At 63.5% G+C, this 12,275-nt stretch carries 13 protein-coding genes; 7 read left to right on the top strand and 6 right to left on the bottom strand.

What is annotated here, in order from left to right:
- Positions 1-13: 13 nt before the first annotated feature.
- From HAHE_RS16175 to HAHE_RS16155, 5 genes are all read right to left on the bottom strand, one after another.
- The gene (locus HAHE_RS16175) at positions 14-736 is read right to left on the bottom strand and encodes a cytochrome c3 family protein (protein WP_338685858.1); all 723 of its coding nucleotides are present in this window, start codon (positions 734-736) and stop codon (positions 14-16) included.
- Positions 737-940: 204 nt separating this feature from the next.
- The gene (locus HAHE_RS16170) at positions 941-1,267 is read right to left on the bottom strand and encodes a hypothetical protein (protein WP_338685856.1); all 327 of its coding nucleotides are present in this window, start codon (positions 1,265-1,267) and stop codon (positions 941-943) included.
- Positions 1,268-1,318: 51 nt separating this feature from the next.
- Positions 1,319-2,242, bottom strand: a complete 924-nt coding sequence (locus HAHE_RS16165) for an MBL fold metallo-hydrolase (protein ID WP_338685854.1) — start codon at positions 2,240-2,242, stop codon at positions 1,319-1,321.
- Positions 2,243-2,257: 15 nt separating this feature from the next.
- Positions 2,258-3,046 carry an orotidine-5'-phosphate decarboxylase gene (gene pyrF, locus HAHE_RS16160; RefSeq protein ID WP_338685852.1) on the bottom strand — a complete coding sequence of 263 codons (789 nt, stop codon included), beginning with the start codon at positions 3,044-3,046 and terminating at the stop codon, positions 2,258-2,260.
- Positions 3,047-3,205: 159 nt separating this feature from the next.
- Entirely contained in the window at positions 3,206-3,676 is a 471-nt protein-coding gene (locus HAHE_RS16155) for a MauE/DoxX family redox-associated membrane protein (protein ID WP_338685850.1), read from the bottom strand.
- Between the two features lie 102 nt (positions 3,677-3,778).
- Here HAHE_RS16155 and HAHE_RS16150 point away from each other — a divergent pair, with 102 nt between their 5' ends.
- From HAHE_RS16150 to HAHE_RS16120, 7 genes are all read left to right on the top strand, one after another.
- On the top strand, positions 3,779-5,173 hold the full coding sequence (locus tag HAHE_RS16150; RefSeq protein ID WP_338685848.1) for a sulfatase: 1,395 nt from the start codon (positions 3,779-3,781) through the stop codon (positions 5,171-5,173).
- 52 nt (positions 5,174-5,225) lie between these two features.
- Positions 5,226-5,885 carry a YiiX/YebB-like N1pC/P60 family cysteine hydrolase gene (locus tag HAHE_RS16145; protein WP_338685846.1) on the top strand — a complete coding sequence of 220 codons (660 nt, stop codon included), beginning with the start codon at positions 5,226-5,228 and terminating at the stop codon, positions 5,883-5,885.
- An 88-nt stretch (positions 5,886-5,973) separates the two neighbouring features.
- The gene (locus tag HAHE_RS16140) at positions 5,974-7,101 is read left to right on the top strand and encodes a M20 family metallopeptidase (protein WP_338685845.1); all 1,128 of its coding nucleotides are present in this window, start codon (positions 5,974-5,976) and stop codon (positions 7,099-7,101) included.
- Between the two features lie 19 nt (positions 7,102-7,120).
- Positions 7,121-7,960 carry a peptide chain release factor N(5)-glutamine methyltransferase gene (gene prmC / locus HAHE_RS16135; protein WP_338685844.1) on the top strand — a complete coding sequence of 280 codons (840 nt, stop codon included), beginning with the start codon at positions 7,121-7,123 and terminating at the stop codon, positions 7,958-7,960.
- 72 nt (positions 7,961-8,032) lie between these two features.
- Positions 8,033-9,301, top strand: coding sequence for a UDP-N-acetylglucosamine 1-carboxyvinyltransferase (gene murA, locus HAHE_RS16130; protein WP_338685842.1), 1,269 nt, complete (start codon positions 8,033-8,035; stop codon positions 9,299-9,301).
- Positions 9,302-9,387: 86 nt separating this feature from the next.
- Complete coding sequence (locus HAHE_RS16125) at positions 9,388-9,693, top strand: hypothetical protein (RefSeq protein WP_338685840.1); 306 nt, start codon at positions 9,388-9,390, stop codon at positions 9,691-9,693.
- A gap of 8 nt (positions 9,694-9,701) precedes the next feature.
- Entirely contained in the window at positions 9,702-10,091 is a 390-nt protein-coding gene (locus tag HAHE_RS16120; protein ID WP_338685838.1) for a type II toxin-antitoxin system VapC family toxin, read from the top strand.
- Between the two features lie 59 nt (positions 10,092-10,150).
- On the opposite strand, the gene fusA is transcribed toward HAHE_RS16120, so the two are convergent.
- The gene (fusA, locus tag HAHE_RS16115; RefSeq protein ID WP_338685836.1) at positions 10,151-12,271 is read right to left on the bottom strand and encodes an elongation factor G; all 2,121 of its coding nucleotides are present in this window, start codon (positions 12,269-12,271) and stop codon (positions 10,151-10,153) included.
- Positions 12,272-12,275 lie beyond the last annotated feature (4 nt).

The following is a 12,275-nucleotide window of genomic DNA, read 5'->3' as shown; positions in this document are numbered from 1 at the left end:
CGAAAGTGGGAAATCAGTGGTGGCAGGTGGCGCAGGTCTCACGCGGCTGGATCTGCCACATCTCCTTGAGTTTCAGGCCCAGTTCCTCGGTCGTCTTGACTCCGAGACGCTCGGCATTGCTGACACCGTCGACCTTCTTGGCGAGGTAGCGGGCGGGGTCATACTTGAGGTTGTAGACCTCCTCGAGAGGACGGAGGTGCTTCTCCGGAGCGCGGTGGCACTCGAGGCACCAGCCCATCGATAGGTTCTGGTCCTGATAGACGACTTCCATCTGGTCGACCCGGCCGTGGCAGCTCTGGCAGGAAATGCCCCGGTTCACGTGGACGAGGTGGCTGAAGTAGACGTAGTCGGGCGTCTTGTGGATCCGCACCCACTCGACCGGCTTGCCGAAGTCCGGGTGCTTCAGCGAGGGGTCCATCCGATTGCGCAGCGGCTGCAACTTCGGGCTCTCCTTCTGCACGTGCTGGTGGCAGTTCCAGCAGGTGTTCGACGTCGGCACGTTCGAGTGGTTCGAAACATCGACGAACGAGTGGCAGTAGCGGCAATCGAGGCCGAGCTGGTCGACGTGGATCTTGTGCGAGAACGGAATTGGCTGGGACGGCTGATAGCCGACCGCGAGCGTCTTCGGTGTCGCGTAGTAGGTAAACCCGGCGACGACGCCCGCGCCGAGGGCGATCACGCAGAATCCGATCTTGAACGGGAGAAGGTTGGTCCAGCGCGGGAAGAAATTGGCCATGACGTGCGTCAAAAGTGTGCTCGGCGGGGGCGAAAGTGGACGCTTGTGAAAATTTTCACAAGCCCTTTCAAGACCCCGTCGGAGGTTGGTCCGGCGGGGGGCGCCGATGTTGCAAACCGCTCCCCGACTGGCAACCGGAAAAACCCCTCAGCCGTGGAAAAAATCGAATTCTTTCAAGCCACCTTCCACTGCTGAGACAGGGTCTCAACTAGACCAGTTCAGACCCTTCTCCTCGCGCCATTTCCGGAACCCGGCGAACTGCTCCTTTTTGGGCAGATCGCGACGCGACGGATCCTCATCGAGGAACTCCTCGAAAAGCCGTTTCTGCTCCTTGTTCTCATCCTTCCGCTCGCGCACCCGTTCCGCCGTGACGGATGGGGTCGATTGGGAAAGAAAACGCTCGATCCGCCTCAGGCGACGGCTGGTGATCCACTGGTTGAGCAGGACCAGCAGCAGGAGGACGACGAAAACCGTCAGGAGCACCCGGAGACCACCGGGTAGATCCGCATATTCGAGGGCCGAAGCGAGCATGCCATCATGCTGACTCGCGTTTTGCCGGGTGCAAGTCCCAGCCAACAATCGTCACCACTCGATTCCGACGCCCTCTTCCGGGATCAGCACGTGCTCGCTGATGCCGAGCCGGTCGGCCTCCTGCAGCAGGCGGTCGACCGCCTCACCCGGCGCCTCATTGCCGAGCGGGAAAGTGTCGTAGTGCATCGGGATCATCACCTTGGCCCCGATCTCGGCGAAGGCACGAACGGCTTCCTCCGGATTCATGTGGACGTCGCGACCACTCGGGGCGTCGTAGGCACCGATGGGCATCAGCGCGACGTCGATCCCAGGACAGCGGCGTCCGATCTCGGCAAAGCCGTCGAACCACGCCGAGTCCCCGCAGTGGAAGACGCTCTTGCCGCCCGCCTCGATCAGGTAGCCGCCGTAGTCGCGGTGGGTGTCGTGGATGTAGCGCGCGCCCCAGTGGTGGCTCGGGGTGTGCAGAATATGGAGTTCATCGAGCTCCAACCGCTCCCAGATCTTCATCTCATGGACCTCGGGAAATCCCAACCGCCTCACCAGCGAGGCGCTGCCGCGTGGAACCACGATCCCGTCACGCGCTTGGAGGATCTTCAGGCTGGGCTTGTGCAGGTGGTCGAAGTGCGCATGCGTCACCAGCACCAGATCCAGTTCGGGGATCATGTCGATCGGCAGACCGGGCTCGCGACGCCGGCGGACGATGCCGTGCCAGCGGGCCCAGTTGGGATCGATGATGAGCGCATGGTCGGCGAACTGCAGGAAAAATGCGGCGTGTCCGATCCAGGTGACCCTCACCGATCCTTCCGGCGGCGGATTCAGCACCGGCGCCTGCATCTGGCCGTCGGGACGGCGGAACATTCCGGGAACGATGCGGTGGCGGAAGAACTTGTAGTTCCTCTGCGGCCATCCCCGCTGGGGCAGGATGCCGGAATAATGCGCGCTGGCCCGTTTCGGCCGGATGTCCTCGTTCTCCATCGTCCCCTACCCCTCTCAAGCGTTTGCCGGCGCGCCGTATGCGTCCGAAATCTTCCGCGCCCAATCCGCCGCCCGCTCGCCGAAGCTGCGATCATCGCCGGCGTAAGAAATCCCGCGGGAAACATTGATTACATCCGGCGCCGACCGACCGGCCTCCGCCAACGAAGCGAGATCGCCGCCCTGCGCACCTAGACCTGGCACCAACAGCGGAGCATCCGGCACCTTCCCCAGCACACCCGAGGCGTTGGTCAGTCCGACCACGTAGCCGACATCCGTCTGGCGGCCCTCTTCCTTCGCCCGATCACCGAGCGCGGTCACGAGTTCAAAGACCGACCTTCCGTCGGCCAGCTGCTGCCGTTGGAAATCCGCCGAACCCGGATTCGAGGTCACCGCGAGCAGGTAGATCCCCTTCCCTTCCCACCCGAGGAACGGCTCGATCGAGTCGTACCCGAGGAACGGGTTGAGGGTCACCGCGTCGACCTTCCAGTGACTGAAATAACTATGGGCATAGTATTTCTGGGTCTCGCCGATGTCGCTCCGCTTGGCGTCCAGAATCACCGGCACCTCGTCGGGCATCTCCGCGAGCAGGTCTCCGAGCATCTCGATCCCGCGCAGACCCATCGCCTCGAAGTAAGCCATGTTCGGCTTGAAGGCCGCGGCGTGCTCCCACGTTTCGCCGACCAACCGCTTCAGGAATTCGGGCACGGCTTCAATCCCGTCGTCGCCGGGCCGCGGATCGATTCCCACGCAGAGCCTCGATCCGGTGGCTTCGATGCGGGCTTGGAGTCGTTCGGCGTAGCGCATGCCCGAACTTGGAACGCATCGGCCCGTCGGGCAAGGGTAAGGAACCTGCCGGAGGCGGACCGCGCGAGCCCACTCGCGCCCCGGAGCCTCAAGGCTCGAGCAGACGCGGACTCCCCGTCGGCACTGATGCGCGAGTGGGCTCGCGCGGTCCTTCCCGAATCAGCCCGGGAGCCGCATTTTCGTTCCACGGAACACCTTCCGGCCGAGCTTCCTTTCGACCGACATCAGGAAAACCAGAATCGTCAGCTGGACCAGCAGCAGCGCCATCTTGGCCCCCCCGTCCAATGTGAACAACTTTCCGAAGCACCCGCAGTCGGCCTCAATTCCGCGCACCATCGCCTGTCCGTTCACGAAAAGGAACACGCATGTCAGCCCGATCATCACCCGCACGGCTCCGCGATGGAAGAAGCTCGTCAGCAGGCAAAGCCCGGAGATCACCTCCAGCCACGGCACGAAGTAGGCCACCATCAGGTTCCACGGGTCCTGCAGAATGCCGAATTCCGCCACTTGGCGGGAAAAGGCAGGAGCCCCTACGCGGAACAGCTTGTCCGCCCCGAGGATCGCGAACCACGTGCCCATCAGCACCCGGCCGGTCAGAATCCCATACTCGAACGGTGTCTTCGGCTGCATCGGTCCGCCGAGAATAGGGTTCCCCGGGGCTTCGTCCAAGCGAAGAGTTGACAGGCCTTCACCGGCCCCGTCCGTTACCTAGGCCCAGTTCCTTCCCCAAGCATGCACCCTTTCCTCACCCTCTCCGTCATCCTTTGCGGGTTGGCATTCACCGCCATCGCGCGATCGGCCGAACCGATCCGCAACGTGCTCTTCATCATCGCCGACGACCTCAAGGCGAACGCCCTTGGAGCCTACGGCAACGAGATCTGCCAAACCCCGAACCTCGACCGCCTGGCGAGCCGGTCGATGGTCTTCGATCTGGCATTCTGCCAAGGCACATGGTGCGCGCCGTCCCGCCAGTCGCTGATGCACAGCCGCTACATCGGCAATCGCGGACCCACGCTCGGCAAGCACCTGATCGCCCACGGCCGCTACAGCGCCCGCGTCGGGAAGATTTTCCACATGCGCGTGCCCGGCGACATCATCGATGGCACCGACGGACGCGACGTTCCTGAGACCTGGACGGAGCGATTCAACTGCAAGGGTCAGGAGGCACACACGCCCGGGCTCTACCGGCTGCTGAATCAGAACATCGAGACGCGGGCCCCGGAAAACCGCCAGAGCACCGCAATGCCGCACCGGATGTTCGTCAGCGTCGAGTCCGACGGCGACGGATCCGCCCAGCCGGATTGGAAAGCCGCCGAGAAGGCGGTCGAGATCCTGCAGGCCCGCGCCGACTCCCCCGAGCCGTTCTTCCTCGCGGTCGGATTCGTCCGTCCGCACTACCCGAGCGTGGCACCGGCCGAACACTTCAGGCGTTACCCGTTCGAAAAGGTCCCCGCTCCGGTCGTTCCCGAGGGCGACATCAACGATATCCCCAAGCCCGGCCGCGCCCCGACTACCTCCGAGGGCTGCGGCATCGCGAAATTTCCGGACAACATCCGGAAAATGCGGGCCGACTACTACGCCACGGTGACCTTCATGGACGAGCAACTGGGCAAGGTTCTTGATGAACTCGACCGGCGGAAGCTCCGCGACTCCACCCTGATCATTTTCACCAGCGACCACGGATATCACCTCGGCGAGCATGACTTCTGGCAGAAGTCGACGCTTCACGAAGATGTCATCCGGGTGCCCTTCCTCATTTCCGCCCCGGGCATGAAGACCGGCCGCACCCGCTCGCTGGCCGAGCTCGCCGACATCTATCCGACTGTATGCGACCTACTCGGCGTTCCCATTCCCGAGAGCGCCCAAGGCGAAAGCCTGAAGCCGGTGCTGCAGGATCCCGAAGCCAAGGTCCGGCAGGCGGCGTTCGCGCTGAATCCGCCGAAAGGTCACGCCATCCGCACCGACGAATGGGCCTACATGCGCTACCGGAACGGCGAAGAGGAACTCTACCGGATGTCGACCGATCCTGGGCAAATCGAGAACCTCGCAAGCCGGAAGGAACTGGCCGGCACGAAGCGCGAGCTGAAACGCATGCTCGACGAGAAAGTCGCGCAGGCGACGAAGTGACCCTGCCGCAAATTCGTTCGCCACGCCAACCGGGATGCCCTAGCTTCGGCGGATGATCCGGTTTTCCCCATCCTTCATCTGCCTGCTGGCTTTCGCCTTCGGCCCCGTCGTCGCCGAAGCAGGCTCGATCCGAAAGCCGGCCGCCGAAAAACGCTACAACTTCCGCGACGGCGACATCGTTCTGCAAGGCAACGCCGGCCCGCAATCGGATGCCGTCCGGGCCGCCACCGGTTCGCCCTACACCCACTGCGGCGTCGTTTTTCAACACGAGGGCAAGTGGATGGTGATGGAGGCCGTCCAGCCGGTGCGGACGACCCCGCTCGAGCAATTCATCGACCGCAGCCTCGCCGGGACCTTCCGCGCCTACCGGCTGCGCGAAACCGTCGGAGCCGATGCCGTCGCCAAAGCCCGCGCTTGGGCCACCAAACAGGCGGGCAAGAACTACGACGTCCGCTTCCAGTGGAACGACACCGAGCTCTACTGCTCCGAGTTCGTCTGGAAGCTCTACGAGCAGGCCGGCGTCGAGCTCTGCCCGAAGCGTGCGTTCCGCACCTACAACCTCGATGATCCCGCGGTGAAACAAATCATCGAGCAACGCTACGGCGGCCGCGCCAACCTGCCGCTCGACGAACCCGCCGTCGCCCCGGGCGACATCGCGACCTCCAAGCTCCTCATCGAGGCACCGCGGATCGAGACGAAGAAGATGCGCTGACCCGGGCATCGTCCGAAGTTCGGCTTTTAATGCGCGCCCCAACAAAGTCGGGGTTGGACGTTCGGTGACCAGCGTTCAGGCTCCGCGCGTGGCTGTCACCGAACTCCTCCATCAGCTCGTCCGCATTCCGTCGGTCAATCCGGACAACTCGCCCGGCACCGAACAGACCGGCGAAGGCTGGATCGCCGCCTTTCTCTCCGAGTGGCTGCGGAAAATCGGCGCGACCGTCGAGCTCGAGGAAATCAAGCCGGGCCGCCCGAACCTGATCGCCCGCTTCGCTCCGCGCGACGGCCGCCCGCGGATCCTTCTCGGACCGCACCTCGACACGGTCGGTATCGAAGGCATGACCATCGAACCCTTTTCGGGCGAAGTCCGCGACGGTCGCCTGTGGGGTCGCGGCGCCTCCGACACCAAAGGCCCGATGGCCGCCATGCTGTGGGGACTTCGCGAAAATGCCACAGCTCTCAAGGACGCTCCGGTGGCCATCGATTTCGTCGCCTTCATGGGTGAGGAATCCGGTCAGTGGGGATCGAAGGAATTCGCCCGCAAATACGGCTCGGAATACGAGTTCGCGATCGTCGGCGAGCCGACCTCGCTCGACGCGGTCCACACCACCAAAGGATCGCTTTGGGCGACGCTGAGGACGACCGGCAAGGCCGCGCACTCGTCGCAACCGGAACGCGGCGAGAACGCCGTGATGAAGCTGGCCCGCGCTCTCGATCCCTTCGAAACCGCAATGAGCGAGAAGCTCGCCACCTTCACCCACCCGATTCTCGGACGCTCGACACTCAACATCGGCGTTGTCCGTGGCGGCAGCCGGCCGAACATCGTCCCGGACCGGGCCGAGGCCGAGTTGGACATCCGCATCACCCCGAGCCTTCGCGATGCCGGTGGCGCGCTCGCGCTGCTGCGATCGATGACCGAAGGCACACCGCTTGAAGTCGTGAACCCGCACGAGAATCCGCCGATGGAACTCCCGGCCGACCACCCGTGGATCGAGCGCATCCGCTCCGTTCGTCCCGCTACAAAGCCGGTCGGCGCACCATGGTTCTCCGACGCCGCCCACCTGTCGGCCGGCGGCATCCCTTCGATCTGCCTCGGCCCCGGCTCGATCGACCAGGCCCACACCTGCGACGAGTTCATCGACGTCGCCACCCTCGAGGAAGGAGCCCGCTTCTTCTCCGACTTCGTCTCCAAACTGATCATTGGTGCTTGAGCATTGATCATTGAACCGCATGACCACCGTCCTCGACATTCTCGACAAGGGCACCGCGTATCTTGAGAAGCGCGGGATAGCAGAGGCTCGGAGAAACATGCAGATGCTGGTCGCACACCAGCTCGACTGCACCCGCATGGCGCTCTACCTGCGCTTCGACGAACCGATGGACGAGTCCGATCTCGAACCGCTCCGCGAGGCACTGAAGAAGCGCGGCGAAGGCGTGCCGGTGCAGCACCTCATCGGCAGTGTCTTTTTCCGCAACCACGAGTTCGCCTGCGATGCACGGGCGCTCATCCCGCGACCGGAGACCGAGGAACTCGCCGAGTGGCTGACGAAGAACGTAAAGCTCGCCGATGACGCCCGCATTCTCGACATGGGCTGCGGCTCCGGGGTGCTCGGAGTCTCGTTGGCTCACGACTTCCCGAAAGCGTCGGTGCTGCTGGCCGACGTCTCGTCCGATGCCCTTGCCCTCGCCCGCGAGAATGCCGAGCGGAACGGCATCAACAATGTCGACTGGGTGGAGAGCGATCTCTTCGCCGCGATCCCGACCGACTCGACCTTCGACCTGATTGTCGCCAACCTCCCCTACGTCCCCGAGGGCGAGGCGGTTTCCCGCGAAGTCAGGCACGACCCGGCATTGGCGCTCTTCAGCGGGAAGGACGGGCTCGACCTCATCCGGCGATTCGTTCCCGAGTTGGCCAACCGCCTCAATCCCGGAGGCACGGTCGCCCTCGAAATCGGCCATGAACAATCCGCCGAGGTCGAGGCGCTACTGAAGGGAAGCGGGCTCACGGACGTCTTGACCCTCAACGACCTCTCTGGCATCCCCCGTTTCCCCATCGCCCGCAAGGCGTGACGGGAGCGGACTCTCCGGTCCGCCGGTCAGAATCCTGCGGACCGGATCGTCCGCCCTCCAAATTCATCATCCATGGATAAGCTTCTCGTTCACGGCGGTGCTCCGATTCACGGAGCCATCACGATTTCCGGCTCCAAGAACGCCTCCCTGCCGATCCTCGCCGCCGCGCTGCTGACCGAGAACGATGTCGTGATCCGCCGCGTCCCGGACGTGTCGGACACCAACTACATGGTGCAGATCCTGACCGGTCTCGGGGCCGACGTGGAACGTTTCTCCGGCACGGTGCGGGTCACCGCGGCGGACATCTCCGACACGGCGCCGTATGACATCGTCCGCCGCATGCGGGCGTCGGTCTGCATGATGGGCCCCCTGCTCGCCCGCAAGCGTCGCTGCGTGGTCGCGCTGCCAGGCGGCTGCGTCATTGGCGACCGCCCGATCGATCTCCACATCCGCGGACTTGAGGCCCTTGGCGCCAAGGCCGCGGTCGAGGGAGGAAACGTGACGCTTTCCGCGCCCGACGGACTCAAGGGCGCGACGGTCGATCTCTGCGGTGAGAACGGACCGACCGTGCTCGGCACGGACAACGTGATGATGGCCGCCACGCTGGCCGAAGGCATCACCACCATCACCTCCGCCGCCTGCGAACCGGAAGTCATCGACCTCGCCGACTTCCTGAACTCCATGGGAGCCAAGGTCAGCGGCGCCGGCACCCCGGTCATCACGATCGAGGGCGTCGAGAAACTCCATGGCACCGTTCACAACGTCATCCCCGACCGCATCGAGGCCGGCACCTTCATGGCCGCAGCAGCCTTGGCTGGAGAGGGCGTGACCTTGCGCCGCGTCAATGAAGGCCACCTGAGCGCGATCACCTCGGCCCTTCGCAAAGCCGGACACCAAGTGCACTTCAACGACACCGGCGACGCCTGCACCGTGCATCGTGGCGACACGCCGATGCCGGCGGAGATCGTCACCGAGCCCTATCCCGGTTACCCGACCGACATGCAGGCGCAAATGACCGCGCTGTTCGTCACGACCCCGGGAACCAGCATCGTGGTCGATACCATCTTTCCCCAGCGCTTCATGCACTGCGCCGAGCTGAAACGGATGGGTGCCGACATTTCGGTCACCGACGGCAAGGCCGTGATCACCGGCGTCGAAGGCCTCAGCGGCGCACCGGTGATGGCCAGCGACCTCCGGGCCTCCGCCGCGCTCGTGCTTGCCGGCCTGACGGCCAAGGGCACGACCGAGATCAACCGCCTCTACCACATCGACCGCGGCTACGAGCACATCGACGAGAAGCTCGAGGCGCTCGGTGCGAATGTCGAGCGGGTGCGGATTTAGCCGCTCTCCGCACGCCACCGGGGCTAGCTTGAAAAACGGGGGAACATTGCTCTTGTCAGTATTTCTGACCAGACTAGTCTGATCTAATGAGAATGGTGGGACTTTACGAGGCCAAAACCACCCTTTCGGCGTTGGTCGCCGAACTGGAAAGGACGGGGCAAGCGATCGCCCTCACCCGGCACGGGAAGGTGGTCGCCGAGCTTCAGTTGCCGCAGAACGACACAGCTCCCAAGGCGGGAATGCTGGCAACCGACTCGTTTTTTATCGCCGACGACTTCGACGCGGACACTGCAGGTTTCGAAGAGCTTTTGGCGGAAGACGATCTTCCTCCCCGGTTGAAGAAGGTCGCCGGCGACGAGGCCTTGTTTCAGGACCGGCCGAAGTCTTCCTAGCCGATTTCATGGACCACCTGATCGACACGAATGTCTTGGTCCTGTTCCTGCAGGATGACCCGAGACTGTCGCGCCGTCTTTCGGACTGGATCGAGGACCCCGGGCGCAACTCGTTCATTTCGCTCGCGAGTCTCTGGGAAATCTCCATCAAGAGCGGCCTCGGCAAGCTTCGGGTCGCCTACGCGGATCGTCTCGACCTGCCCGAACTTCTCGAGGGCGCCGGCTTTCGCCTTATGCCGATCGGATGGCCTGCTATTCGCAAAGCCGGCAGCCTGCCACTCCATCACCGAGATCCGTTCGACCGCCTGCTGGTGGCGGAGGCGCAGCTCCGGGGACTGCCCATACTATCCCTCGACTCCAAACTGGACGCCTACGGAATCGAACGGTTCCACCGCTGAACGAAAAAACCCGCTGCCCTTTCGGACAGCGGGTTTCGTGAATCCTTGCGGAGCGCCGCTTACTTCTTCTGACGCTCTTCCTCGCGCTTCTTGGCAGCGGCGATGACGTCGTCGGCGATGTTCTTCGGGCAGGCCGCGTAGTGACTGAACTCCATCGAGAACTGGCCGCGACCGGAGGTCATGGTGCGGAGGTCACCGATGTAACCGAACATCTCGCTCAGCGGAGCCTCTGCCTTGACGCGCACGCCGGTCGGCGTCGGCTCCTGGCCTTGGATCATACCCCGGCGGCGGTTGAGGTCGCCGATCACGTCGCCGACCTTTTCCTCGGGAATGAACACGTCGAGCTTCATGATCGGCTCGAGGATCTGCGGACCGGCCTTCGGCATGGTCTGGCGGTAGGCTGCCTTGGAGGCGATTTCGAAAGCGACGGCCGAGGAGTCGACGGCGTGGAAGCCGCCGTCGGTCAGCGTCACCTTGAAGTCGAGGCAGGGGTAACCGGCAAGCGGGCCCTTCTCGATCGAATTCTTGAAGCCCTTTTCAACAGCCGGGATGTATTCCTTCGGCACGTTGCCGCCGACAACCGACGACTCGAAGACGAAGCCGTCACCGGGCTGAAGAGGCTCGATCGTGTAATCGATCTTCGCGAACTGACCCGAACCACCCGACTGCTTCTTGTGGGTGTAGCTGTCGGAAACCGGCTTGGTGATGGTTTCGCGGTAGGCGACCTGCGGGGCACCGACCTCGACCTCGACCTTGTGGGTCCGCTTGAGGATGTCGACCTTGATGTCGAGGTGAAGCTCGCCCATCCCCTTGAGGATGGTCTCGCCGGTTTCCTCGTCGGACTCGACACGGAACGACGGATCCTCCGCCACCATCTTGCCGATCGCGACACTCATCTTCTCGGCGTTGGCCTTGTCCTTGGCCGAAACGGCCATCGAGATGACCGGATCCGGGAAAACCATCGGCTCAAGGGTGGCCGGGTTCTTCTCGTCGCACAGCGTGTGACCGGTCTGGACGTTCTTGAGACCGACGATCGCGATGATATCGCCCGCCTGGCAGGAATCGATCTCGTTCCGGTCGTTGGCGTGCATTTCGACCATCCGGCCGACCCGTTCGGTCTTGCCGGTGAAGCTGTTGAGGATCGTGTCACCCTTGTTGATCTTACCCGAGTAAATGCGGGTGAAGGTCAGGGCGCCGAAGCGGTCGTCCATGATCTTGAATGCCAGCGCGCGCAGCGGGCCGTTCGGATCGACGGTGGCGAAGTTGCCGGTCTCGTTGCCTTCCTCGTCCACCTCGGGCTGCGGCTCGACCTCGGTCGGGCTCGGGAGGTAGTCGACCACGGCGTCGAGCAGGTTCTGCACACCCTTGTTCTTGAAAGCGGAACCGCAGTAGGTCGGGAAGAAGGAAAGGTTGATCGTGCCCTTGCGGATGCACTTCTTGATGGTCGCGACGTCGGGCTCGTTGCCTTCGAGATACTGCTCCATCACGTCGTCGTCCTGCTCGACCGCGGTCTCGATGAGCTCGGCGCGGTACTGGGCGGCCTTGTCCTTGAGATCGTCCGGGATGTCCTTGATCTCGTAGTTTTCCGGGAGACCGGAGTCATCCCAGTAGTAGGCCTTCTCCTCGAGGAGATCGACGACTCCGACGAAGTCGCTCTCGGTGCCGATCGGCAGGACCATGACGAGCGGCTTGGCGCCAAGCACGTTCTTGACCTGATCGACCACGCGGTAGAAGTCGGCGCCGATACGGTCGAGCTTGTTGACGTAGATGATCCGGGCGACTTCCGACTCGTTGGCGTAGCGCCAGTTCGTTTCCGACTGGGGCTCCACACCGCCAGATCCGCAGAACACACCCACGCCACCGTCGAGAACCTTCAGCGAACGGTAAACCTCCACGGTGAAGTCAACGTGACCGGGGGTATCGATGATGTTGAAGCGGAAAGGCTCCTTCGCCCACTGCTGGTCCTTACCAGGCCAGAAGCAGGTGGTGGCGGCAGACTGAATGGTAATGCCGCGCTCCTGCTCCTGCTCCATGAAGTCGGTGGTCGCTGCGCCGTCGTGCACTTCACCCAGCTTGTGAATCTTCCCGGTGAGCTTCAGAATCCGCTCGGTGGTGGTGGTCTTACCGGCATCGACGTGGGCGAAAATGCCGATGTTTCTGTATTTGCTGAGGTCCGTCATCGCG

The organism is Haloferula helveola (genome assembly GCF_037076345.1).
GTDB classification, from domain to species: Bacteria; Verrucomicrobiota; Verrucomicrobiia; order Verrucomicrobiales; family Akkermansiaceae; genus Haloferula; species Haloferula helveola.
This window is presented reverse-complemented; position numbering and strand designations above follow the sequence as displayed.

Coding starts and splice junctions, on each gene's coding strand:
- pyrF (WP_338685852.1), bottom strand. CDS start 3,046: ATGCGCTACGCCGAACGACTCCAAGCCCGCATCGAAGCCACCGGATCG.
- HAHE_RS16170 (WP_338685856.1), bottom strand. CDS start 1,267: ATGCTCGCTTCGGCCCTCGAATATGCGGATCTACCCGGTGGTCTCCGG.
- HAHE_RS16155 (WP_338685850.1), bottom strand. CDS start 3,676: ATGCAGCCGAAGACACCGTTCGAGTATGGGATTCTGACCGGCCGGGTG.
- murA (WP_338685842.1), top strand. CDS start 8,033: ATGGATAAGCTTCTCGTTCACGGCGGTGCTCCGATTCACGGAGCCATC.
- HAHE_RS16175 (WP_338685858.1), bottom strand. CDS start 736: ATGGCCAATTTCTTCCCGCGCTGGACCAACCTTCTCCCGTTCAAGATC.
- HAHE_RS16150 (WP_338685848.1), top strand. CDS start 3,779: ATGCACCCTTTCCTCACCCTCTCCGTCATCCTTTGCGGGTTGGCATTC.
- HAHE_RS16165 (WP_338685854.1), bottom strand. CDS start 2,242: ATGGAGAACGAGGACATCCGGCCGAAACGGGCCAGCGCGCATTATTCC.
- prmC (WP_338685844.1), top strand. CDS start 7,121: ATGACCACCGTCCTCGACATTCTCGACAAGGGCACCGCGTATCTTGAG.
- fusA (WP_338685836.1), bottom strand. CDS start 12,271: ATGACGGACCTCAGCAAATACAGAAACATCGGCATTTTCGCCCACGTC.
- HAHE_RS16125 (WP_338685840.1), top strand. CDS start 9,388: ATGAGAATGGTGGGACTTTACGAGGCCAAAACCACCCTTTCGGCGTTG.
- HAHE_RS16120 (WP_338685838.1), top strand. CDS start 9,702: ATGGACCACCTGATCGACACGAATGTCTTGGTCCTGTTCCTGCAGGAT.
- HAHE_RS16145 (WP_338685846.1), top strand. CDS start 5,226: ATGATCCGGTTTTCCCCATCCTTCATCTGCCTGCTGGCTTTCGCCTTC.